Origin of the sequence: Corynebacterium urealyticum DSM 7109 (assembly GCF_000069945.1) — a bacterium.
Taxonomy (GTDB): Bacteria; Actinomycetota; Actinomycetes; order Mycobacteriales; family Mycobacteriaceae; genus Corynebacterium; species Corynebacterium urealyticum.
On record NC_010545.1, the window covers coordinates 505804 to 525815 of the forward strand.

17 protein-coding genes are annotated in these 20012 nt (G+C 66.1%); 13 read left to right on the forward strand and 4 right to left on the reverse strand.

The window, feature by feature from the left end:
- The first annotated feature begins 13 nt into the window (after nucleotides 1-13).
- The 3 genes from CU_RS02080 to CU_RS02090 are packed head-to-tail and all read left to right on the forward strand — an operon-like array spanning nucleotide 14 to nucleotide 3229.
- Nucleotides 14-1678, forward strand: a complete 1665-nt coding sequence (locus CU_RS02080) for an ABC transporter ATP-binding protein (RefSeq protein ID WP_012359668.1) — start codon at nucleotides 14-16, stop codon at nucleotides 1676-1678.
- Nucleotides 1675-2460, forward strand: coding sequence for an energy-coupling factor transporter transmembrane component T family protein (locus tag CU_RS02085; RefSeq protein WP_012359669.1), 786 nt, complete (start codon nucleotides 1675-1677; stop codon nucleotides 2458-2460). Before CU_RS02080 ends, CU_RS02085 begins: the two co-directional genes overlap by 4 nt.
- Nucleotides 2453-3229 (forward strand): nucleoside/nucleotide kinase family protein, encoded by a 777-nt coding sequence (locus tag CU_RS02090; RefSeq protein WP_012359670.1) that lies wholly within the window; start codon nucleotides 2453-2455, stop codon nucleotides 3227-3229. Before CU_RS02085 ends, CU_RS02090 begins: the two co-directional genes overlap by 8 nt.
- Nucleotides 3230-3257: 28 nt before the next feature.
- On the opposite strand, the gene CU_RS02095 is transcribed toward CU_RS02090, so the two are convergent.
- Nucleotides 3258-4598 (reverse strand): saccharopine dehydrogenase family protein, encoded by a 1341-nt coding sequence (locus tag CU_RS02095; protein ID WP_012359671.1) that lies wholly within the window; start codon nucleotides 4596-4598, stop codon nucleotides 3258-3260.
- A 120-nt stretch (nucleotides 4599-4718) separates the two neighbouring features.
- Here CU_RS02095 and CU_RS02100 point away from each other — a divergent pair, with 120 nt between their 5' ends.
- The 3 genes from CU_RS02100 (at nucleotide 4719) to CU_RS02110 (ending at nucleotide 6657) form a co-directional block, all read left to right on the forward strand.
- Nucleotides 4719-5306, forward strand: a complete 588-nt coding sequence (locus tag CU_RS02100) for a tRNA (cytidine(34)-2'-O)-methyltransferase (protein WP_012359672.1) — start codon at nucleotides 4719-4721, stop codon at nucleotides 5304-5306.
- An 85-nt stretch (nucleotides 5307-5391) separates the two neighbouring features.
- Nucleotides 5392-6255: a bifunctional methylenetetrahydrofolate dehydrogenase/methenyltetrahydrofolate cyclohydrolase gene (locus CU_RS02105; protein ID WP_095075337.1), complete on the forward strand. Its 864-nt coding sequence runs from the start codon at nucleotides 5392-5394 to the stop codon at nucleotides 6253-6255.
- Between the two features lie 30 nt (nucleotides 6256-6285).
- Entirely contained in the window at nucleotides 6286-6657 is a 372-nt protein-coding gene (locus CU_RS02110) for a DUF3017 domain-containing protein (RefSeq protein ID WP_012359674.1), read from the forward strand.
- Between the two features lie 80 nt (nucleotides 6658-6737).
- Here the strand turns inward: CU_RS02110 and metX are convergent, their stop codons facing one another.
- Entirely contained in the window at nucleotides 6738-7904 is a 1167-nt protein-coding gene (gene metX / locus CU_RS02115; RefSeq protein WP_012359675.1) for a homoserine O-acetyltransferase MetX, read from the reverse strand.
- A gap of 15 nt (nucleotides 7905-7919) precedes the next feature.
- Nucleotides 7920-9242, reverse strand: a complete 1323-nt coding sequence (locus CU_RS02120) for an O-acetylhomoserine/O-acetylserine sulfhydrylase (protein ID WP_012359676.1) — start codon at nucleotides 9240-9242, stop codon at nucleotides 7920-7922.
- Nucleotides 9243-9752: 510 nt separating this feature from the next.
- Here CU_RS02120 and CU_RS02125 point away from each other — a divergent pair.
- Nucleotides 9753-10433, forward strand: a complete 681-nt coding sequence (locus CU_RS02125; protein ID WP_012359677.1) for an MOSC domain-containing protein — start codon at nucleotides 9753-9755, stop codon at nucleotides 10431-10433.
- A 99-nt stretch (nucleotides 10434-10532) separates the two neighbouring features.
- On the opposite strand, the gene CU_RS02130 is transcribed toward CU_RS02125, so the two are convergent.
- Nucleotides 10533-12770: an NADP-dependent isocitrate dehydrogenase gene (locus tag CU_RS02130; RefSeq protein WP_012359678.1), complete on the reverse strand. Its 2238-nt coding sequence runs from the start codon at nucleotides 12768-12770 to the stop codon at nucleotides 10533-10535.
- Nucleotides 12771-13002: 232 nt separating this feature from the next.
- On the opposite strand from CU_RS02130, the gene CU_RS02135 reads away from it, so the two are divergent.
- From CU_RS02135 to CU_RS02160, 6 genes are all read left to right on the forward strand, one after another.
- Nucleotides 13003-14211 carry an MFS transporter gene (locus CU_RS02135; protein WP_012359679.1) on the forward strand — a complete coding sequence of 403 codons (1209 nt, stop codon included), beginning with the start codon at nucleotides 13003-13005 and terminating at the stop codon, nucleotides 14209-14211.
- 54 nt (nucleotides 14212-14265) lie between these two features.
- On the forward strand, nucleotides 14266-15300 hold the full coding sequence (locus CU_RS02140) for an exodeoxyribonuclease III (protein ID WP_012359680.1): 1035 nt from the start codon (nucleotides 14266-14268) through the stop codon (nucleotides 15298-15300).
- Nucleotides 15301-15317: 17 nt separating this feature from the next.
- Nucleotides 15318-16199 carry a trimeric intracellular cation channel family protein gene (locus CU_RS02145; RefSeq protein WP_012359681.1) on the forward strand — a complete coding sequence of 294 codons (882 nt, stop codon included), beginning with the start codon at nucleotides 15318-15320 and terminating at the stop codon, nucleotides 16197-16199.
- Nucleotides 16200-16210: 11 nt separating this feature from the next.
- The gene (gene trpS / locus CU_RS02150) at nucleotides 16211-17263 is read left to right on the forward strand and encodes a tryptophan--tRNA ligase (RefSeq protein ID WP_012359682.1); all 1053 of its coding nucleotides are present in this window, start codon (nucleotides 16211-16213) and stop codon (nucleotides 17261-17263) included.
- Nucleotides 17264-17410: 147 nt separating this feature from the next.
- Nucleotides 17411-18496: an inner membrane protein YhjD gene (gene yhjD, locus CU_RS02155; RefSeq protein ID WP_012359683.1), complete on the forward strand. Its 1086-nt coding sequence runs from the start codon at nucleotides 17411-17413 to the stop codon at nucleotides 18494-18496.
- Nucleotides 18497-18588: 92 nt separating this feature from the next.
- Entirely contained in the window at nucleotides 18589-19959 is a 1371-nt protein-coding gene (locus CU_RS02160; protein ID WP_012359684.1) for an adenosine deaminase, read from the forward strand.
- The last annotated feature ends 53 nt before the right edge of the window (nucleotides 19960-20012 follow it).

Below are 20012 nucleotides of genomic sequence, written 5' to 3' on the forward strand. Positions count from 1 at the left end.
GGGGAGAAAGGCCATGACAAGCCACGGGCGGCCGCCGGGCGGGGCGGTCGTGGAGATCACCGACTTCGGCTGGCGCCACGCCGGCCGAAAGAACCCAGCCATCGCGAACATCACCGCTTGCGTTGAACCCGGCGAGCGCGTCCTACTGCTCGGCGCATCGGGTGCGGGGAAATCCACCCTGCTCGCAGGCATCGCCGGGGTGTTGGGGGACGCTGAGGACGGTGAGCAGCGCGGCACCATCCGCGTGGATGGCAAGGACCCGGCCCAGGCCCGTGGCCTGGTGGGCATGGTGCTGCAGGACCCGGACTCACAGGTCATCGCCGCCCGAGTGGGCGACGATGCCGTCTTCGGTTGCGAGAACCTCGGCATCCCGCGGGAGGAGATGTGGCAGCGCGCCACGGATTCCCTGTGCACCGTCGGACTGGGGGATCTCGACCTCGACCGCTCCACCCATCGGCTGTCTGGCGGGCAGAAACAACGGCTCGCGCTGGCCGGGGTGCTGGCAATGCGCCCCAGGGTGATCGTGCTGGACGAACCCACCGCGAACCTCGACCCGGAAGGCGTGGCTGAGGTGCGCGACGCCGTCATCCGGGCCTGCGAGGACACCGGCGCCACCCTGATCGTGGTCGAGCACCGCGCGGCCACCTGGGCCGGGCACGTCGACCGCATCCTCGTGCTCGGAGAAACCAACCCCAGCGGCGTGGGGGAGCAGGCCAGCGCCGGACGGCAGGCCGGGGGAGTGCTCGCCGATGGCCCAGCCCGGGAAATCTTGAACACCCACGCCGACCGGCTCGCCGAGTCCGGCATCTGGGTGCCGGGCGTCGCACCCGCGCTGCGTCGCATGGGAACCCCGCCGCCCGAGCTGGGCGCAATGAAGGCCGCACCTGGATCGACTGGCCACCAGAGCCACGCTGATCATCGAGGCGATGTTGATCACCCGGTCGACGCTGGTGCCGCGCACGCAGGCAGGAACACGCAGACGAGCGGGAAGCTCCTGCTTCGCACCCAGGACCTAGCCATCGGCTGGGGCGACCACGCCATCCGCACCGGCATCACTGCCGCCCTGGAACCGGGATCGACCTGCCTGACCGGCGGTAACGGCACCGGAAAATCCACCCTGGCTCTTACTCTCGCAGGCCTCGTGCCCGCGGCGGGCGGGGAGCTGGACGCCAGCGGGCTCCAGCCCGCCAAACCCAGGCGTCGGGAAAACCCGGATCCCCGCAGCTGGCGCTCGAAGGACCTGGTCCGCCGCATCGGATACGTCTTCCAAAGCCCGGAGCACCAGCTCGCCGCCCGCACTGTCCGCGATGAGCTGCTGCTCGGCCCCAAGGCCGCCGGGATGGACGCCGCCGCAGCCGAGCACCACGCCGATGAGCTGCTGGGCACCCTCGGGCTGACCCACCTCGCGGCGGCCAATCCCTTCACCCTCTCGGGAGGGGAGAAACGCCGGCTCTCCGTGGCCGCGGTGCTGACCACCGAGCCGCGCCTGCTGATTCTGGACGAACCGACCTTCGGCCAAGACCTCAACACATTCACCGCCCTGGTCGGGTTGCTGCAGCAGCTGGCGGACAGCGGCATGGGGCTGCTGTCCATCACCCACGACGCGGACTACTTCGCCGCCCTGGGTCAGCACCACTGGCACTTGCCCCAGGGCCCCGGCCTGGAGGTGCGAGCATGATCCTGGAACGCATCGACCCATCCACCCGGCTGCTCGCGCTCGCGCTGCTGACCACCCCGCTGCTGATCAGCATCGATATCGTGAGCGCCAGCGTGTCCTTCGCGCTGACGCTGCTGGTCGTCGCGCCCCTGTGTGGGGTCGGTCCTGCCCGGCTGTTCCGCCGGGCCTGGCCGCTGCTGCTCTTAGCTCCGCTGACGGGTGTGAGCATGCTCTTCTACGGCCGTGCCAGCGGGCAGAGCTATGTCGAATGGGGTTTCATCCACATCACCGAAAACTCGGTGCAGCTGGCCATCGCGGTGATGATCCGCGTGCTGGCGGTTGGCGTGCCCGCCGTGGTGCTCACCGCGGACATGGACCCCACCCGCCTGGGGGACGGCCTGGCTCAACTGTGGAAACTGCCCACCCGCTTCGTCATCGGCGCGGTGGCAGGCGTGCGCCTGGTCAGTCTGTTCCGGGAGGACTGGACGGCCGTGGAACGCGCCCGACGCGCCCGCGGCCTAGGGGACGAGGGCAAGCTGAAGCGTGCGCTGCAGCAATCCTTCAGCCTGCTGGTGCTGGCGCTGCGCCGCGGCTCCAAGCTGGCCACCGCGATGGAGGCCCGTGGCTTCGGTGCCACCCATAACGCCGAGGGCCAACCCATCGAACGCACCTGGGCCCGGCAGGCCCGCTTTGGCGGCTGGGACTGGGCCGTGGTTGTGGGCTCGTTGGCCCTGAGCCTGCTCTCCCTGGGGGTCGCGGTGTGGACCGGCCACTTCGTGCTGCTGGGAGTACAGAATGGCTAGCTTGCCGGGGGACCCGCATCCTGAGCACAGCTGCGGGCCTGCTGCTCACCGTGCTGCGGTGACGCCCCCAGCGATATCTCCGGCGGAGGCTATCGGGGAGCTCGCCGCCTGGGTTGCAGGCCAGCCAGGCCACCGAACTGCGCAGATCGAGCCAGCCACTACACCCCGCCGCCACGCAGGCCGCGACCCCCGGTGGGTGATTCTCATTGACGGTCGCAGCGGCTCCGGCAAGACCCGCTTTGCAGAACACCTGATGGCCGCACTCGGTGCGACCAGCGGGCAGGCCGGCGCATCCCGGAGCACGCTGCCGGCCCCCAACACCACGCCCCAGCTGGTACACCTGGAGGATTTCTACCCCGGCTGGGGTGGGCTCTTCGCCGCGGCCCGCATGCTCGCAGCCGAGGTGCTGCAGCTCAATTGCCCGGGCTTTCGCCGCTGGAACTGGGAGAAGAACACCCCCGGGCCGTGGCAGCCCCTGGACCCCGGACGCCCGCTGGTCGTCGAGGGGGTCGGTGCCCTAAGCCCCGAGGTCCTGGCCGTGCTCCGCCGCCGCGGTATCCCACACCGGACCCTGGTGCTGGATGCCCCCACTCCGCTGCGCAAGCACCGTGCGCTGCACCGCGACCCCTACTACGCCCCCTGGTGGAATATGTGGGCGGCACAGGAGCGCGCCCACATCGCCCGGCGCCCCGCCCCGGAACTCGTCGTCGTCAACGGCCCAGCCCGGTCGAAGGGCGAGACCACCGGCCCCGCCCGAAGCGGCGCCTGACTCGCCAGCTACTCGCCAGCTACTGCAGCTACTGCGGCGTGGAGGTGCGGTAGAGCCCGCCCCGCGCGACGTCCAGGCGCATCCCGGATTCCCGCAGGCGACGCACGTACACCATGCCCAAGCCCGTCGCTGGGGTCAGCACGCCACCCTCAGCGCCCGGCAGCTCCGCCTCATCCTTGAGCAGCGTGAGCGCCGCGGTGCCCAGCATCCGGGAAGTCGAGCGGTATCCCGGATCCCCCTGGGAGTACAGGGTGGCGATGTAATCCGGCTCCACGTTCGGCGCCGGGTTCGGCTTCACGAAACCGTGGAATACGCAGCGGAAGTAGCCGTTCTCCTGCGCCTTGCTCGTCGGACCCTCACCCGGCTCGGGTGCCCACTGGGAGATGAAGTCCCGCAGCTTCGGCGCCTTCATCGCGGTCAGCATCGTCCGGTGCACCCCGCCCATGGCGTAGGCCTGCGCGCGGCCCTTCAGACCCGGCCCGGTGGCCTGGAACTCGCGGTAGCGCAGGGACTTGCCGTACTTGAAGCCGCTCAGCGCGTTGGAGCGGCGCACCACGCGGGTGTTCACCGACGCCATGAGGAAAGGACCGGCCCAGCCCTCCGGGGCGCCGACAGTCTCGGTCTGCAGCACGCCATAGTCCGGCTGCTCGCCCAGCTCTGGCTCCGCCTCGCGCGCCGGGCTCAGGGAGTACGGGTCGGCCAGCACGCGCCGCTGCTCCGGGTCGCGCTGTGCGGCCTGGAACTGCTCACGTGCGGATTCCACGGTGCCGCCGGACATCGCCCCGCGCATGCTGACCAGGTTCGTCACCTCGGCCAGCTTCTTACCATCCTTGGCCGCGGCCTCGCTGATCAGCAGCATGCCGATATCGGAGGGCACGGAGTCGAAGCCACAGGCGTGGATGATGCGCGCCCCGTGAGCCTTCGCCACGTCGTCGTACTTGTCGATCATCTTCCGCATGAACAGCACCTCGCCGGTGGAGTCCACGTAGTGCGTGCCGGCCTCCGCACAGGCGCGCACGAGGTCCTCGCCGTAACGCACGAACGGGCCCACCGTGGAGATCACCACGCGGGTGTTCTTCGCCAGCTCGGTCATGGCGTCCTCGTCGAAGGCATCCGCCTCCACGATCCGCCAGTCCATCACGCCCTGGTGGACGGTCAGCAGCTGCTGCTTGAGGAAGACCAGCTTCTCGCGGTTGCGGCCAGCCAGCGCGATGGTGACGTCCTTCGGCGCGTGCTCCGCCAACCAACCCGCGAGGATCTTGCCGACGAATCCGGTCGCGCCGAACAGGGTGATGTCCACCGGGCGCTGCGTGCCGCCGGTCGGGGTCTTCTTGCCTTGCGGTGTTGCGTCCTTCGGTGCATCAGCCATGTCTGATCGACCTCTTTCATCGTCTGATGGGCGTCGTGCCCGATCGTCGGGGTTCTTCCCCTCCATTCTTACCGTGTTCCGGTGCCGTCAGCGCCTGCGGGCACGGTTAAGGTGAGTGGCGTGTCTTCGCAGCCCTCCACTCCCGCTTCCGCCGCAGGTCGCTCTTCTTCTTTAACGACGTCGCCCCGGCCGGCCGCCGAACCGCCCTTCCATATCCTGTTTGATCAGCCGCAGATCCCGCCGAATACGGGCAATGCGATCCGCATGTGTGCGGGCACCGGGGCCACGTTGCACCTGGCGGGCCCACTGGGCTTCAACTTCGAGGAGAAGCACGTCCGCCGCGCCGGGCTGGACTATCACGATCTGGCGAATGTGCAGCTCCACGAGGATTTCGAGGCTGCGGCCGCGCACCTGACCGGGCTGAGCAGACAGCAGGCGGCAGCTGGCGCGCAGCCGCAGACCCGGATCTTCGCCTTCACGACGCACGCGAAAACCTGGTTTACGGACGTGGACTTCCGCCGCGGTGACGTCCTCCTCTTCGGTCCGGAACCCACCGGCCTGGACGAGGAAACCCTGGCGGACCCCCGGATCACCGCGCAGCTGCGGATCCCGATGCTGCCGGCCCGTCGCAGTATGAACCTGTCGAACGCGGCGGCGGTGGCGGCCTACGAGGCGTGGCGGCAACTCGGCTTCCCAGGCGGGCAGTGACCCGCGTTCCGCCACTCGCCCTGAAGTGGGGGAATCGGGGCGCACGCCGGTTGGGTAGCGGTCGCGCTGTGGAATAATGGCGGGCATGGCTGCGATTACCCTGGATGGAAAGAAGTACCGCGACGAGATCTTCGCGGACCTGAAGCAACGAGTCGACGCTCTGCGGGCCAAGGGGGTCACCCCGGGCCTGGCAACGGTCCTGGTCGGGGACGACCCGGCGAGCCACTCCTACGTGCGGATGAAGCACAAGGACTGCGAGCAGATCGGCGTGAAGTCCATCCGTAAGGACCTGCCTGCGGACGTGACCCAGGAGGAGCTCAACGCCGTCATCGACGAGCTCAACGCGGACCCGGAGTGCACCGGCTACATCGTGCAGCTGCCGCTTCCGAAGCACCTCGACGAAAACGCGGTGCTGGAGCGCATCGACCCGGCCAAGGACGCCGACGGCCTGCACCCGGTAAACCTCGGCAAGCTGGTGCTCAATGAGCCCGCCCCGCTGCCGTGCACCCCGAACGGTGCGATCAGCCTGCTGCGCCGCTACGACGTCGAGCTGGACGGCGCGAAGGTCGTCGTCATCGGTCGTGGCGTGACCGTTGGCCGCCCGATCGGCCTGATGCTGACCCGCCGCAGCGAGAACGCCACCGTCACCCTGTGCCACACCGGCACGAAGGACCTGAAGGCGGAGACCACCAACGCGGACATCATCGTCGCTGCTGCAGGTAAGCCGCACATGCTGACCAAGGACATGGTCAAGCCGGGTGCAGCGATCCTGGACGTCGGTGTCTCCCGCCTGGACGGCAAGCTCGCGGGCGACGTGCACCCGGATGTCTGGGAGGTCGCGGGCGCGATCTCGCCGAACCCGGGTGGCGTGGGCCCACTGACCCGCGCCTTCCTGGTCCACAATGTCGTGGAGCGCGCCGAGCTGCTCGCTGAGCAGGGCCAGAACTAGGGGAATAGAGCGCTAGAGGGGCTGGGCACGATGCCAGACACTCCGGAGGAGCGGGCGGAGGCCGCGCAGATCGGCGCCTATCGCCGCAAGCTGTTGGCGAACCCGCACGACCGGGACGTGCCCGCCTCTCGGTTGCCGGTGATCGCCCAGCGGGTGCTCATCGGGGTGTTTTTGCTGCTATTGGCGGTGGGGGTGTTCTTCATCGCGGTGGATCGTTGGCGGCGTGGCACCACGGCGATGGGGGCTAGCCTGGTGTTCTTGGCCACGATCCGGTGGGTCGTGGACTCCGACGTGCTGGGGATTTTCGCGGTCCGCAGCCGTAAATTTGATTGCCTTTTCGCCGGGGGCGTGGGGCTGTTGATGATGTATCTGGCGATCAGCGTGGACACGCTGGGCAGCTAGGGATACCCGGGCAGAGTCCGCGCGAAAGGGGCGCGCGGCGCTGGGGAGGGCAAGGGTAGCGGCTGTTCGGTGGCTGCCCTTTAGTGATGGTGCTGCTGCAGGATGTTCGCGCGCTGCTCCGGATCCTTGGCCAGTTTCTCGGCTGTTACGAGGAACTTCTCTAGCACATTGCCCATCTGGCGGGCCTCGATGAGGAAGCCATCGTGGCCGGTGGGGGAGGTGATCTGGGACAGCCCAAGGAAGGTTCCCAGGTTGCGGGAGAGGTGCTCCTGCTGGTGATAGGGGTAAAGGATGTCAGTGTCGATGCCACAGACCATCGTGGGCACCGTGGAATTACCCAGGGCGGCGTTCATGCCGCCACGGTCCCGACCCAGGTCGTGCCGGTTCAGGGCGTCGGTCAGGGTGACGTAGGAGCCGGCGTCGAAGCGGTTGCGCAGCTTCATCGCCTGCCGGTCCAGGTAGCCCTCGACAGAGAAACGCTGATCGGGGGAGCGGAACTTGCCCAGTGGGTTTTCGCCCTGCTGTGGCTCTGCACCGAAGCGCTCATCGACCTCCAGCTCACCGCGGTAGGTCAGGTGCGCGATGCGGCGGGCCTCGCCCAGGCCCCAGACCGGGCCCATGCCAGCTTCGTAGTAGTCCCCGCCGTGCCATAGCGGGTCGGCCTCGATCACGCGGATCTGGGCGGACTGGATGCCGATTTGCCAGGCGGAGGCGCGGGCGGAGACGGCGATGGGGAGGATGGCGTCCATCATCTCTGGGTAGAGCAGCGACCACTCGAGGGTGCGTGCCCCGCCCATGGAGGCGCCAATGATCACGTGGACCCGTGGGATCTCCAGTACATCCAGCAGCTGCTTTTCGGCCTGTACGAGATCGCGGATGGACAGCCCCGGGAAACGGGAGCCCCAGAAGCCACCCTCCGGGTGCAGCGAGCTGGGGCCCGTGGAGCCTGCGCAACCGCCTAGCGCGTTGGCGCAGAGCACCAGGTACTTGGCGGTGTCGATCGGCTTGCCAACGCCGACCATGTCCGCCCACCAGTCGGCGGCGTTACCGTCGCCGGTGAGGGCATGTTCGATCAAAACGATGGGGCGCTCCTCCGGCGGTGTGGGGACCGCCGCCTGCTCGGCTGCGTCGTAGAACGCGTACAGCCGCAGTGAGGTTTCGGGAATGCTTGCGCCCGCCTCGGTGAGCACCTCGCCGATGGGAATATCAGCGTAGGTACCGGAGGCGGGCAGCAAGTCGGAGCGCATAGAAAACCTCGTGAGTTAAATCTGCTCGAAGCCCTGATCGAGGTCGGCGATGATGTCGCGGACGTCCTCGATACCGACGGACAGGCGAACCGTTGCCTGGGAGATGCCAGCGTTGCGCAGGTTCTCCTCGGTGGACTGCGAGTGCGTGGTGGTGGCCGGGTGGACGACTAGGGAACGTACGTCACCGACGTTAGCGAGGTCGGAGTGCAGCTTCAGGGAGTCGATGAACTTCCATGCAGCCTCGCGTGGATCGGCGTCGCCGGTGGCAAGGTCGAAGGCGAGAACGGAGCCGGTGTACTCCAGGCCCAGCTTCTCCTTGACCTTGTTCCACGGGCTGGACTCCAGGCCGGCGTAGGCGACGCTGGCGACCTTCGGGTGCTTGTCCAGGAACTCGGCAACCTGCTTGGCGTTCTCGTTGTGCTGCTTGACGCGCAGGTTCAGGGTGTCGAGACCCTGGATCGCGAGCCAGGCGTTGAACGGGGAGAGGGAGGCGCCAGTATCGCGCAGCAGACCCGCACGGGCGCGCAGACCGAAGGCCGGCTCGCCAAGGTCGGCGTACTTCAGGCCGTGGTAGGCCGGATCCGGGGTGACGAAGCCCGGGAAGACCGGCTTGCCGTTGCGCTCCTGGGTCCAGTCGAACTTACCGCCGTCGACGAGGATGCCGCCGATGGAGGAGCCGTTACCGGTGTAGAACTTCGTCAGGGAAGAGACGGAGACGTCGGCGCCGAGCTCCAGTGGCTTCACCAGTGCTGCGGTGGCCAGTGTGTTGTCGATGATCAGCGGGACCTTGTTCGCGTGGGCGACCTTGCTGATCTCCGGGATGTCCAGGACATCTGCCTGCGGGTTGGCGAAGGTCTCACCGAAGAAGGCGACGGTGTTGTCCTGCACTGCATCCTGCCAGGACTGCGGGTCGTCTGGGTTCTCGACGAAGGTAGTGGTGATGCCCAGGCGCGGCAGGGTAACGAGAAGCAGGGTTTCGGTGCCGCCGTAGAGGCGCGGGGAGGCGACGATGTGGTCACCGGAGTTCGCGACGTTCAGGAACGCAGCGGTGATGGCAGCCATGCCGGAGCCGAATGCGACAGCGTGGACGCCACCCTCGAGGGTGTTGATGCGGTTCTCGAGGACCTCGACGGTCGGGTTCGTCAGGCGGGAGTAGATCGGGCCCGGATCCTCGAGTGCGAAGCGTTGCTTGGCGTGCTCGGCGCTGTCGAAGACGTAGCTGGTGGTCATGTGGATCGGCAGGTTACGGGAACCAGTCGGGTCCACAGTCTGGCCGGCGTGGATCTGCTGGGTGGCAAAGCCCCACTCTGCCGCGTTGGAGTTGTCGTACTTTGTCATGGCTTTTCCTGTCTCTTTCGTGTGGTCGAGGCGGTGTTGTGAATCGTGGTGATCCCGGGTGGATCCGGGTGGATTGTGCCGCTCGATCGCTGTGTGGTGACCCACTTTATAGTCCGCGTTGAAAAAAAGTAAACCGCTCTGTCTAGTTTTGGCGTTGTGCGGGCTTAAATGCGCAGTTCAGACGTGTTTAAAAATTTATACCACTTGGTCTACTTTTGGGCGTTTTGAAGGATGATGATTGGCACTTGTGGGGTCATATTGGCGATGTTTCGGTACCGCTTGGTTCGGGTTCGTCTTGCCGGCGGAAGTGGTACGCCGAGGCCCGATGTGCGCCGCCTCGTTGGACGCAAATGAGCGAGGGTCAACATATTTTTGGCGAGAAAAAAAAATTTGCGGGTAGCACCAGCAAGTGCCGTGGAGTCACTAGGGTGGGGTGGTATACGGGCTGAGAAAGACTCCCAGCGCAACGAGCAAAAATCGGGCCACAAGGCGCCAGAAAGGACCTGCACCATGGTTAATACAGACGCTGCATTCCTGATTGACGCAGAGCCGAGCGTGCTCCAGGTGGCGGTTGGTCGTCCACAGTCCAACCCCGCCGGAACCTATGAAAACACCGGCATTGAAAAGCTGCCGCAGTCGCACATCGACGTGCTCGCGCCGGGCCCGAACTACGGTGACGGCAGCGGTGTCGTGGGGGACACGATCGGAGACGATAAGCACCACGGCGGGGCAGATAAGGCCGTCTACGCCTTCGCTCGCGAGGAGCTGGACTTCTGGGAAGGGGAGCTCGGCCGTGAGCTCGTCTACGGCAGCTTCGGGGAGAACATCACCACTGCCGGGGTGAAGTGGTCGGAGGTCTACATCGGCCAGCGCGTGTCCATAGGCAGCGCTGAGCTCGAGGTGAGCGTGCCGCGCACCCCGTGTGCAACCTTCGCCGCCTGGCTCGATGAGAAGGGCTGGGTGAAGCGCTTCGCGCAGCGCGGCGACTGCGGATCCTACTTCCGCGTGATTACCGCCGGCCGCATCCGCCCGCTGGACGAGGTCCGCTTCGGACCGGTGCCGGAGCATGGCGTGACGATGGGGGAGGCCTTCGCCGCCAAATTGGGCGACAAGGATGCGGCTCGCAAGGTTTTCGACGCCGGGGTGCTTCCCGGGCACCATCATGAGCAGCTCGGTCGCCTGCTGAACTAAAGCCCGCCAGGCCGAGGCTGGGGGGGGCGGCTGGCGGAAAAGAAAAACTGGGCCTAGCGGCGCTATCTCTAGCTCGCCAGGCCCAGTCGGGGAGAGGTACTAGCCCTCCAGGGAGTTATCTGCTGCAGCGAGATCGTCGATGATCTTGTTGAATGCAGCGACCGGACGCATCACAGCGTTCGCCTTCTCCTCGTCCAGGTGGTAGTGGCCACCCAGCTCCACGGCCTTGCCCTGGATGTCGTTAAGCTCCTTGATGACCTCGTCCTCGGCAGCCTCTAGAGCGTCGGCGACCGGGGCGAAGAGCGCAGCCAGGTCGGCGTCGTCCTTCTGGTCGGCCAGGGCGCGAGCCCAGAACATTGCCAGGTAGAAGTGGGAACCACGGTTGTCGAGGGTCTTGACCTCGCGCTGCGGGGACTTGCCCTCCTCCAGGATCCGCTCGGTGGCAACGTCCAGCGCGTCGCCCAGTACCGGGGTGCGTGGGTTGTTATCCGTGTCGGCCAGCTTGCGCAGGGACTCGGCCAGCGCCAGGAACTCGCCCAGGGAGTCCCAACGCAGGTGGTTCTCCTCGGTCAGCTGCTCGACGTGCTTCGGTGCAGAACCACCAGCGCCGGTCTCGAAGAGGCCACCGCCCGCGATCAGCGGAACGATGGAGAGCATCTTCGCGGAGGTGCCCAGCTCCAGGATCGGGAACAGGTCGGTCAGGTAGTCACGCAGCACGTTACCGGTGACGGAGATGGTGTTCTTGCCCTCGCGGATGCGGTCCACGGAGAGCTGGCAGGCCTCGACCGGGGAGAGGATGCGGATATCCAGGCCCTCGGTGTCGTGGTCCTTCAGGTACTTCTCGACCTGGGTTGCCATGTTGCGGTCGTGGGCGCGCTCCGGGTCCAGCCAGAAGACGGCCGGGTCGCCGGTCTTGCGGGCACGCTCGACGGCCAGCTTCACCCAGTCCTGAACCGGGATGTCCTTGGCCTGGCAGGCGCGCCACAGGTCGCCCTCCGAGACCTCGTGCTCCATGAGCACGTCGCCGGCCTTGTTGAGGACCTGGACCTTGCCGTCCGCCTCGATCTTGAAGGTCTTGTCGTGGGAGCCGTACTCCTCAGCCTTCTGTGCCATCAGGCCAACGTTCGGGACGGTGCCCATCGTGGTCGGGTCGAAGGCACCGTTCTTGCGGCAGTCGTCGATGACGACCTGGTACACGCCTGCGTAGGAGGAGTCCGGCAGTACGGCCAGGGTGTCCTGCCGGGCGTCGTCCTTGTTCCACATCTTGCCGGAGTCACGGATCATGGCCGGCATGGAAGCGTCGACGATGACGTCGGACGGGACGTGCAGGTTGGTGATTCCGCGGTGGGAGTTAACCATCGCGAGATCCGGGCCGTCCTCGAGAGCCTTGTCGAATGCAGCGCGGATCTCCTCGCCGTTGTCCAGCTCGGACAGGCCGTCGAGGATGGCAGCCAGGCCGTCCTCGCCGTCGAGGCCAGCAGCCAGCAGCTGCTCGCCGTACTGCTCGTAGACGTCGGAGAAGTAAGCGCGCACGGCGTGGCCGAAGATGACCGGGTCGGAGACCTTCATCATCGTGGCCTTCAGGTGCACGGAGAACAGCACGCCCTCAGCCTTCGCGCGGGAGACCTGGGCGCGCAGGAACTCGTCGAGCGCGTCAGCGCGCAGGACGGTGGAGTCCACGATCTCGTTCTTCTGGACCGGCAGAGAGTCGCGAAGCACGGTGGTCTCGCCGTTGGCCTTCACCAGCTGGATGCGCAGGTCATCCTCGGCCGGCATGATGACGGACTGCTCGTTGTGGCGGAAGTCGTTGGCCTCCATGGTCGCAACATTGGTCTTGGACTCGGCGGTCCACTCACCCATGGTGTGCGGGTGGGTGCGCACGTAGTTCTTCACGGCCTTCGGCGCACGGCGGTCGGAGTTGCCCTCGCGCAGCACCGGGTTTACGGCGGAGCCCATCACGGAGCTGTAGCGGGCGTAGGCGTCCTTCTCCTCCTCGGTGTTGACCTCGAGAGGGAAGTCCGGCAGGTCGTAGCCCGCCTTCTGCAGCTCGCCGATGGCTGCGCGCATCTGCGGAACGGATGCGGAGATGTTCGGCAGCTTAAGGATATTGGCCTCAGGGGACTGGGTCAGCTCGCCGAGCTCCTTGAGGGCGTCGTTGACCTGCTGCTCCTTCGGGAGCTTATCGTTGAAAGCGGCCAGGATACGACCTGCCAGCGAGATGTCACGCGTTTCCACGTCCACGCCACAAGTCGATGCAAAAGCTTCCACGATCGGCTTCAGTGAATACGTGGCCAGAAGTGGGGCCTCGTCGGTACGGGTGTAAATGATCTTGGCCATAAGGCGGTATCTCCCTGCTTTCACTTCGTCTTCGGTGAACCGTTAAAGTCACTCGATTTTTATCGTGCCACCCAGCTTACGTGAAGTAGAAAAATCATGAATCATACGGGTACTGTCGCAACTTCGCTTGCGAAAGGCGAAAAAAAGTTATTAAAAATATTGATTCTTTTTCGTTACTTCGCATTCATCCAGCCCAGCCGAAAATATTAAGAAAGCGTGCCCCGTGCCAACCATGCCGAACCGCCGCCCCGTGCCAACACAAACCACCATGGGCAACCGCAGGAGGATCATCACCATGCTGGCCATCGCGCTCGGTGGCTTCGGCATCGGCACAACCGAGTTCGTGGCGATGGGGCTGCTGAACCTCATCGCCGAGGACTTCCAGATCTCGGAGTCCACCGCCGGGCACGTCATCTCCGCCTACGCCCTCGGCGTGGTGGTGGGTGCGCCGCTGATCACCACGCTGACCAGTACCGTTCCGCGCCGCCGACTGGCGCTGGTGCTCATGATCGCCTTCACGATCGGTAACGGCCTGACTGTGCTGGCCAGCAGTTATAACATGCTGCTGCTCAGCCGCTTCATCGCCGGCCTGCCGCACGGCGCCTACTTCTCCGTCACCGCGCTCATCGCCGCCTCGATGGCCCCGCCGGGGCAGCGCGGCAAGGCCGTGGCCTTCTCCGGGCTGGGGCTCTCCGTAGCCACCGTCGCGGGCGTGCCCGCCGCACAGTGGCTGGGCACCCATTTCGGCTGGAACTTCGCTTTCCTGCTGGTCGCCGTGATCGGCCTGGTGACCTTCGTAGCGCTGTATATTTCCCTGCCACACATGACTCTCATGCCGAAGAGTAACCCGATCACCGAGCTCGGTGCCCTGATCAACCCGCAGGTGCTGCTCACCCTGGCGATTGGCACGGTCGGCTTCGGCGGCATGTTCGCGGTCTATACCTACATTTCTTGGACGCTGACCGAACGCGCCGGGTTCAATGAAGCCCTCATGTGGATCCCGTTGATGGCCTACGGAATCGGCATGGTCTTTGGCACGTGGTTCGGCGGAGTGCTCGCCGACCGGAACCTGGAGTACACCATCGCCGGCAGCCTCATTTGCCTCATCGTGGTGCTTGGAGCGTTCTACTTCACTTCCACCAATGCCATCACAGGCATCGCCAACTTCGGCCTCATCGGGTTCCTGGGCTCCTGCCTGGTCCCAAGCCTGCAGACCCGCCTGATGGACGTCGCCCGGGACGCCCAGAACCTCGCCGCGGCCCTCAACCACTCTGCGCTGAATATGGCCAACGCTGCTGGTGCTGCCATCGGTGGCGCGGTCATTGGCGCTGGCTTCGGCTACGCTGCCCCCGCCTTCGCGGGCGCGGCGCTGGCTGCCACCGGTGCGGTGGTCTGGCTGCTGGCCTTCCTGCTACGACGTCGCCAGCTCGCCGCCGCCTAGCCCGTCCGCTACGCGGCTGCTGGTGTGTCCGGGCCACGGCCTATATTGGTGGGCATGGGTTTTACAGTCGCTACGGTTAACGTCAACGGAATCAGGGCCGCCGCGAAGGTGCGCCACGAGAACAACCAGGGCATTCTCCCGTGGTTGGCCGCCCACCCGGCTGATGTGGTGCTGATGCAAGAGGTCCGCGCCGACGAAGCGCAGACCGCTAAGGCGATCGCGCCCGCCCTGGAGGATGGCTGGCATCTCGCTCAGGCTCCAGCTGCGGCCAAGGGGCGGGCCGGGGTGGCGATCCTTTCGCGCCTGCCGTTGCAGGACGTGCAGATCGGCTTCGGCCACGAGGCCAACCCGGAGTACCCGGGCGCCGAGGAAGCCGCCCGCGAGTTCGACGGCTCTGGCCGCTACATCGAGGCCACCGTCGACGCCGAGGTCGGGGGAAGCACCCAGCCGATCACCGTGGCCTCCCTCTACCTGCCCAGTGGTGCCAGCGGCACCGAGAAGCAGGACGAGAAATTCCGCTTCCTGGATGCCTTCGCGCCCTTCATGCACCAGCGCGCAGCGGCTGCCGAGGCTGGTGGCCAGCAGATGCTCATCGGTGGCGACTGGAATATCTGCCACCGCCGCGCGGACCTAAAGAACTGGAAGCCCAACCGCAATAAGTCCGGCTTCCTGCCAGCCGAGCGTGCCTTCCTCGACCATGTGCTCGGCACCTACCCGGATGGTGCAACACAGGTGGGGGACGCGGAGGACTCCGGCCGGGCCGGTAATCCTGCCGGGGCGGCCGAGGACTTCTTCGGTGCGGTGGACTACCAGCCCGGCGAGCTCGCCCAGGCCCGCATCGCGGCAGGAGCCGCCACCCAGCCAGGCTGGCACGACGCCGTGCGCCACCTCCACCCCGACGAGGACGGCCCGTACTCCTGGTGGAGCTACCGCGGCAAGGCCTTCGACACGAACGCGGGCTGGCGCATCGACCTGCACGCCGTCACCGGCGGGCTGCTGGAGCACACTACCGTCGCCCGGGTGGACAAGGCACCCACCTACGACCAGCGTTGGTCCGACCACAGCCCCGTGATCCTCGAGTTCCGCTAAACCCACCGGGAGACGGCATGTTCCTGATCGTCCTCTTCGTCATCGGCATCACCGCCGAAGGCGCGACCGGAGCCCTGGCCGCCGGCCGAGAGCGCATGGACCTCTTCGGCGTGGCCATCATCGCCTGCGTGACCGCCATCGGTGGCGGCTCCGTCCGCGACGTGCTGCTGGGGAACTACCCGCTGGTGTGGGTGGAAAACCCGATCTACCTGGTCTTTGTGCTCGTCGCTGCGTTCATCACCGTGGCGATCCCCGTGATGATGACCTACTTCCACTGGGTCTTCCTCATCCTCGACGCCGTCGGGCTATCTGTGTTCACGGTGCTCGGCACGCAGATCGCCCTGGGCGCTGGGCATGGGGCGCTCATCGCAATCGTCGCGGCGGTGCTCACCGGGGTTTTCGGCGGAGTGCTCCGCGACATCATGAGTAACCGCGTCCCTCTGGTTTTCCAGGGGGACCTCTACGCCTCGGTCGCGGTCTCCGGGTCCATCCTGTACCTGGCGCTCAACGCCGCCGGGGTGAACGACAACGTTAACGCGATCATCGTCCTCGCATTCACCTTCGGCCTGCGGCTGTGCGCCATCTTCTTCCACTGGTCCCTGCCTGTCTTCGAGTACCAGGAGCGTGAGTTCACCCGCGACCGGGAGCACAGCCTGTCCAACCGTTTGCTGAACAAGGCCCGGGAACTGCGCCCCGCAGGCCCACGCCAGCTGCGCATCACGGAGGGGATCGCCGGGCTGCGGCACCGTCACCACGGCGAAGACCCGGGCGAGACCGCCACAGGAAAAAATCCACAGACCGGCGGACAACCGGCGCCCGAGGGGGACGTCGACAAGGAATGTGGCTGCGATTGCCACGGACAGGGGGATGGCGACACGCCGCCGAAACCTGGTGAGTAGCATTAGAAAACATGACAAGCAGCGAAAACCCACAGCAGAGCCCTAACGGCGCGAAGAAGCAGCGCGTCGTTTCCGGCCTCCAGCCCACCAGCGATTCCTACCACCTGGGTAATTACCTCGGGGCGGTCAAGCAGTTCATTACCCTGCAGGATGACTACGACGCCTTCTACTTCATCCCGGATCAGCACGCCATCACCGTGCCGGGATATAGCCCGAAGGACCTGCGCAACCGCACCCTCGCCGGTGCCGCGCAGCTACTCGCGCTAGGCATCGACCCGGATCGCTCCACCCTCTTCGTGCAGTCGCACGTCCCGGAACACAGCCAGCTCGCGTGGGTGCTGATGTGCATCACCGGTGACGGTGAAGCCCGCCGCATGACCCAGTTCAAGGACAAGTCCAGCAAGCAGGGCAATGAGAACACCACCTCCGGCCTCTACGCCTACCCGATGCTCATGGCCGCGGACATCCTGCTTTACCGCCCGCACCTCGTGCCAGTGGGGGAGGACCAGCGCCAGCACCTGGAGCTGACCCGCAACCTCGCGGAGCGCTTCAACTCCCGCTACAAGAAGACCTTCGTGGTGCCGGAGGGCATGATCCCGCAGGGCGCGGCGAAGATTTACGACCTGCAGAACCCGACCGCGAAGATGAGCAAGTCCGCCGAGAACCCGCGTGGCCTGGTGAACCTGCTGGATGAGCCGAAGGTCTCCGCCAAGCGCATCCGGAGTGCGGTGACGGATAACGACAACGAGATCCGCTACGACGTCGAGAACAAGCCGGGTGTGTCCAACCTCCTGGTCATCCAGTCCGCCCTCGGTGACAAGAGCATCGACGAGCTCGTCGCCCAGTACCAGGAAGCCGGCTCCGGCTACGGCGACCTGAAGAAGGACACCGCCGAGGTACTCGAGGCCTTCTGCTCCCCGCTGCGCGAGAAGTACAACGAGTACATGGACGACCGCGCGGAGCTGGAGCGCGTCCTGGCCAAGGGTGCGGAGCGTGCCCGCGAGATCGCTGCGAAGACGGTGGAGCAGGTCTACGACCGCGTCGGCTTCCTGCCAAAGCCCTAAACCGGCACACCGCGAATCTTAAAACGACATAATGAGGTACGTGCCCAGGTCGGCCAACTGCCGTCCGGCGCGTGCCACGAAATGATCCGACCCCGGATCGACAACCCGAAGCCCCGACAGCCTGCCCAAGGAAGGATGGACGCGCTGATGGCGAAAACATCAACGACGCCCGACTATGACAAGCTCGATGCCTACGGCGTGGAGCGCAGCCGCAAAGACGACGAAGGGGCGCTGGTCAAGCTCCGCGACAAGTGGCCGTGGTTCGACCACATCATGCGGATGAACGAGCGCTACGGCGAGCAGGGCGGCAACCAGTTCGCCGCGGGTATTACCTACTTCTCCGTCCTGTCCATCTTCCCGCTGACCATGCTCGTGCTGGCAACAGTCGCGATCATCCTGGCGAATAACCAGGAACTGTTGGACAAGGTCATGGATCAGGTGACCTCCATGGGCAGCGGCGAGATGGGCGACACCCTGGGCACCATCGTCGAGGGTGCGATCGATCAGCGTAAGTCCGTGTTCTCCATCGGTCTTCTGCTGGCCCTGTGGTCTGGCCTGAGTTGGATGAATCACCTGCGCATTGGTGCTTCCGAGATGTGGAAGGTCGATAACAGCCCGGAGAATTTCATCAAGGGCAAGCTCTCCGACCTGCTGGGCCTGCTGGGTCTGCTCCTCGCCCTGGTCGTGGCCTTCGCCGTCACCACCATCGGTAACTCGGGGCTCACCGAGAAGCTGCTTGGCGTGGTGGGGCTGGACGAGGTCCCGGGCATCCGATTCATTACCTTCCTCGTGGCTCTGGTCGTTGCGCTGCTGGCCAACCTGCTGGTCTTCTTCTGGCTGATGGTCTACCTGCCGCGGGCGAAGGTGCCGCGCAAGTCCGCTTTCAAGGCGGCCATCATCGGCGCAGTCGCGTTCGAGGTCTTCAAGCAGTTCGCCACAATGTTCTTCTCCAACGCGCTGAGCAACCCGGCGGGCGCTGCCTTCGGTCCGATCATCGGTGTGATGGTGCTGTTCTACTTCATCTGGCGCATCACCCTGTACTGCTCCGCGTGGGCAGCCACCACGCCGGAGTCCCTGGCCATGATGACCCCGCCGGTGCCGCCGGCAGCGGTGATCCGCGTTCGCCAGGAGGTTCGCACCGGCTCCACCGACGCCGGCCGCGCCGGGCTGGTCGGCCTCGGGGCTGCCGTGGGCGTGGTCCTGGGTGGGGCCATCCGCTCGATCTTCAAATAAGTCGCCGGTTTCCTCACCGGGCTTCACATGGCGGGGTGGTTAGACCTCCCGCCCACCACCATGGGGCACAGCTGCCGAGTAAGCTGTGCCCCATGATTGATTCGGACGTCATTGCATCCCTGCCCAAGGTCGAGCTCCACGACCACCTGGACGGCGGCCTCCGGCCAGCCACGATCGTGGAGCTGGCCGCCGAGATCGGCTACGAGCTGCCCACGACGGACCCGGTGGAGCTCGAGAAGTGGTTCTACGACGCCGCGAACTCGGGCGACCTGCCGACGTACCTGACCACCTTCGACCACACCACCGCCGTCATGCAGACGAAGGAAGCGCTGGTGCGCGTCACCCGCGAGGCCGTCGAGGACCTGGCCGCGGACAACGTGGTCTACGCCGAGCTGCGCTATGCCCCCGAGCAGCACCAGGCCAACGGGCTGAGCCTGCAGGAGGTCGTGGAGGCCACCGTGCAGGGCGCGAAGGAGGGCGAGCGCGCCGCCGCCGCGAAGGGCAAGCGCATCCACGCCCGTCTGATCCTGTGCGCCATGCGGCACGCCGACCGCGCCACCGAGATCGCGCAGTTGACCGTGGATAACTACCCGATCTCCAGCCCGGGCGAGGGCTACGTGGTCGGCTTCGATATCGCGGGCGCGGAGGACGGCTTCCCGGCCGCCAACCACGCTGAGGCTTTCCAGCTGCTGCGCGAGAACCTCGTTCCCTTCACCATCCACGCCGGCGAGGCCGCGGGCGTGGAGTCCATCAAGGATGCGCTGGTGCAGGGCACCCTCCGCCTGGGCCACGGCGTGCGCATCTACGAGGATCTCAACGCGACCCTCTCCGGCATCGAGCTGGGGCCGGTAGCCCGCCACGTGCGCGACCGGGGCATTCCGCTGGAGATCTGCCCGACCTCCAACACCCAGACCGGTGTTGCCGAAGAAATCGCCGATCACCCCTTCAACCTGCTCTACGAGCTGGGTTTCGTGTGCACGGTGCACACCGATAACCGCCTGGTCTCCGGCACGACGATGACTCAGGAGTTCGAGCGCCTCGCGGAGGTCTTCGACCTGGAGTACTGGCAGATGCTGGAGCTGACCACCAATGCGCTGGATCACGCTTTCTGTGATGCCCCGCTGCGCGCCGAGCTGGAGCAAACCGTGATCTACCCGGCCTACGCGAAGCTGGGGGAGGAGCTCGGCCTGAGCACCGCGGCTGGCGCGGGTGTTGCTCATGATCACGAGCACGATCACGCGGGCCATGATCACGAGCACATTGGCGGGCCGGGGCAGGGCATCTCCGCGGGACTGCAGGGCCTGCACAGCCCGAACGGTGCGGCAGGCGCACTCGGGGAGGACGCCAACCTGGAGCTGTCCATGGAGAACCTCAAGGCAGAGCTGGAGCAGCTCGGTCTGAGCCTCGACGACGAGCCCGGTAGCGACGAGGACTCCGCCGACGAGGGCTCCGCGGAGAAGTAGTAACCACGACGTCCCGCCGACCGCGCCCCACGCCCGTGGTGCCGCGGGGCGGG